At 45.7% G+C, this 3,530-nt stretch carries 2 protein-coding genes; both read left to right on the top strand.

Features of this window, described 5'->3' with window-relative positions:
- Positions 1-68: 68 nt before the first annotated feature.
- Complete coding sequence (gene nusA, locus ACJ751_RS02385) at positions 69-1,316, top strand: transcription termination factor NusA (RefSeq protein WP_407743776.1); 1,248 nt, start codon at positions 69-71, stop codon at positions 1,314-1,316.
- A 173-nt stretch (positions 1,317-1,489) separates the two neighbouring features.
- Positions 1,490-3,530: translation initiation factor IF-2 N-terminal domain-containing protein (locus ACJ751_RS02390; RefSeq protein WP_407743777.1), on the top strand; the 2,041-nt coding region annotated here is incomplete at its 3' end.

A 3,530-nucleotide genomic window follows, 5' to 3' on the forward strand; every position in this document is an offset into this window, starting at 1 on the left:
CAACAACAATTCAAACAGTATTTTAATAAGATCCTGACACCGGGTGTTGGGGCAAAAAATTGTAGTATATGGCAAGCATAAACTTGATAGAGGCCTTCGCTGACTTTAAGGACGCAGAAAATATAGATCGCCCTACCATGATGAAAGTGGTTGAGGATGTATTCAAAACCCTGCTGCGTAAAAAATATGGCAGTGACGAGAATTTTGACGTAATTGTGAATGCAGAAAAGGGTGACCTGGAAATTATGCGCCGCCGTACTATTGTTGACGATGGAAACGTGATGGATCCCCTGGCTGAAATTGCCTATAGCGATGCTGTAAAAATTGAACCCGACTTTGAAGTAGGGGAAGAATTATATGAGGAAATTAATATCCTCGATTTCGGCCGCCGGGCTATTCTGGCCGCCAAACAAACCCTGGCCAGCCGTATCAGTGACCTGAAAAAGAACGTTCTGGTTAAAAAATACGGCGACAGGATCGGTGAGATAATCGGTGCCGAGGTGTACCAGGTTTGGAAAAAAGAAATTTTATTGCTCGATGAAGAGGGGAATGAATTAATATTGCCTAAATCTGAGCAAATTCCGCAAGACTATTTCAAGAAAGGTGAAAATATCCGCGCCGTTGTTAAAAAAGTAGAATTAAAAAACAATTCTCCGGTCATTATTTTATCCCGTACCTCTCCCTCTTTCCTGGCAAAACTGCTTGAAATTGAGGTGCCTGAAATATTTGATGGTTTAATTGTTATCAAAAAGATCGTCCGTGAACCTGGTGAAAGGGCTAAAGTGGCAGTAGAGTCATACGACGATCGTATTGATCCCGTAGGCGCGTGCGTGGGGATGAAAGGTAGCCGTATCCATGGAATTGTACGGGAACTGAAAAATGAAAACATAGATGTTATTAACTGGACCAATAATGTTCAACTGCTGATCCAACGCTCACTTACACCTGCCAAGATCACCACACAGGATCTTGACAATGACAAAAAACAGGCGAATGTTTACCTGAAACCTGATCAGGTGTCACTGGCGATTGGTAAAAAAGGCGTGAATATCAAGCTGGCACAGGAATTAACAGGATATAGCATCGACGTTTATCGCGATACAGAAGGCGAACCCCAGGAATTTGATATCGATCTGGAAGAATTCAGCGATGAAATTGAAACCTGGATCATTGATGAGCTTAAACGCGTTGGTTGCGATACGGCACGCAGTGTGCTGGATCTCACCGCCGAAGAGCTCGAAAGAAGAACCGACCTCGAAAGAGAGACCATCAATGAAGTTCGCCGCATTCTGAATGAAGAATTTGAAAAAGGATAGGCGAAGAAAGAGAGTGAAATCGGTCAAATAAGCAACAGGTTCAAATTAGTCAAAGCGCACAGGCTGTGGTTAATTTATATAACTATTTTGACTTATGTGACTAATTTAACTTTTTCCAAGTAATTTGCTTATCCAAACAGCGAACAAAACAAAAAATTGTCTTACAATATCGAATGGCAGAAACAACAACAATAAGATTAATGGCCGCAGCCAAAGAGTTTAACATCGGCAAGGAAACGCTGGTAGACTTTTTGATAGGAAAGGGATTTAACAATGACGATCTCAAACCCACGTCTAAACTGACGGAGGAGATGTATCGTGCTTTGCAGCAGGAATTCCAGAGTGATAAAGTGGCCAAGTTAAAAAGCGATCAGATTGATCTGCCAAAGGGAAGTCTGGAAGCGAAGAAGAAGAAGGAAGACGATGCTGCGGCTGTAAAGAAAGAAGTGGTTAAAAAACAGGAACCAACGCCGGTTGTGGAAGAAAAGAAAGAAGAGAAGATAGAAAAGGTGGCAGAGAAGGTTGCAGAAGAGAAAATAGAAGAGAAGAAAGAAGAAAAAGCAGCCGAAGTAGTGCCGGTAGTTGAAAAACAACCTGTTGTTGAACAGCCAGTTGTAGAAGCGCTGCCTGTGGTGGAAGAAAAGAAGGAAGAGAAGAAGGAGCCGGTAAAAGAAGACGTTGTAGAAGAGCCGAAAGCTGAGGATAAGCAACCTGAAATTACCAAGGTAGAAGCACCTGAAATTGAAGGACCTAAAGTATTAGATAAAATAGACCTGTCGGCTATTGATTCGTCCACAAGACCGAAGAAAACGCCGGTAGTAGTAAAGAAAACAGAAGAAGAGGCGCCGCCAGCTAAGGCAAATGATGAAACGCCGCCTGTGAAGGAAGAAAAGCCAAAGACGGTTGCCAAAGAAGCACCCGTAGAGGCGCCAAAAGAAGAAGCTCCAAAAGTTACAGTTGCACCTGCGGTGGAAGAAAAGCCCAAAAAACCTAAAGAGGAAGTGGCACAACCACAGCAGCAAAGGCCTGCCAAACAGGTGGTAATTGAAAAGAAAAAACAACAGGAGCCGGTTAAGGAAGTGCAAAAACAAGAAGAACCGAAGGAAGAAGCACTGCCACCGGTAATTGAAAATATTAAAGCAGATAAACTTACGGGACCGAAAATTCTGGGCAAAATAGAATTACCGGTTGGCGACGAAGCCCGCACCAAACCGAAGCCCAACGAGGAAAAAAGGAAGCGCAAGCGCATTCCCATTGAAAAGAAGGATCAGCAACAACAGTCGCAGCAATCTGCGCAGGAACGGGCTCAACATCTTTTCAAGAAAAGAGAACCAGGTCAGCAGAGTGGACAAGGCGGTCATGGCGGCGGAGGCCATCATGGTGGTCAGGGCCAGCAAGGTGGCGGTCAACACCGTCAGGGCGGTGGCCAGCACCAGGGCGGCGGAGGCTTCAGAGGCGGTCCAAACCGTCCCGGCCAGAACCGTCACCCCGGAGGAGCAAATCGCCATGTGTCCCGCGAGCCTAAAGAGATCAACGAAAAAGAGATCCAGGATAAAATACGCGAAACACAAGCCAAGCTGTCCGGTAATAAAAGCAATAAGGGCATTAAAAAAGCCCGCCGTCACGAAAAACGCCAGAATAATGCGGAACGTGAAGGGGTTGAAGGACAGGATAACAAACTGCAGGTTACTGAGTTTATCAGCGTAAGCGAACTGGCCAACCTGATGGATGTAAGCTTTGCAGAAGTTATCAGCAAGTGTATGAGCCTTGGTCTCATGGTGTCTATCAACCAGCGTTTGGATGCCGAGGTAATTGAACTGGTGGCCGGCGAATTCGGATACGAAGCCGAGTTCATCGATATGGAAAAGCAGCTTGAACTGGAGGAAGAAGAAGACGTGGATAATGAAGAAGATCTGCATCACCGCGCTCCCATCGTTACCATCATGGGTCACGTTGACCACGGTAAAACTTCATTACTTGACTATATCCGCAGTGCGAATGTGGTGGCCGGTGAGGCGGGTGGTATCACCCAGCACATTGGCGCCTACGAAGTAACGCTGCCTAATGGTAAAAAGATCTCCTTCCTCGATACACCTGGTCACGAAGCGTTTACCGCCATGCGTGCCCGCGGTGCCAAAGTAACCGATATAGCAGTAATTGTAGTGGCGGCTGACGATGCGGTAATGCCGCAAACCAAGGAAGCCATCAGCCACG

The sequence above is a fragment of the Niastella sp. genome, from assembly GCF_045805085.1.
GTDB lineage: Bacteria > Bacteroidota > Bacteroidia > Chitinophagales > Chitinophagaceae > Niastella.

Excerpts from the sequence above, each read along its gene's own strand:
- nusA (WP_407743776.1), top strand. The coding sequence starts at position 69 with ATGGCAAGCATAAACTTGATAGAGGCCTTCGCTGACTTTAAGGACGCA.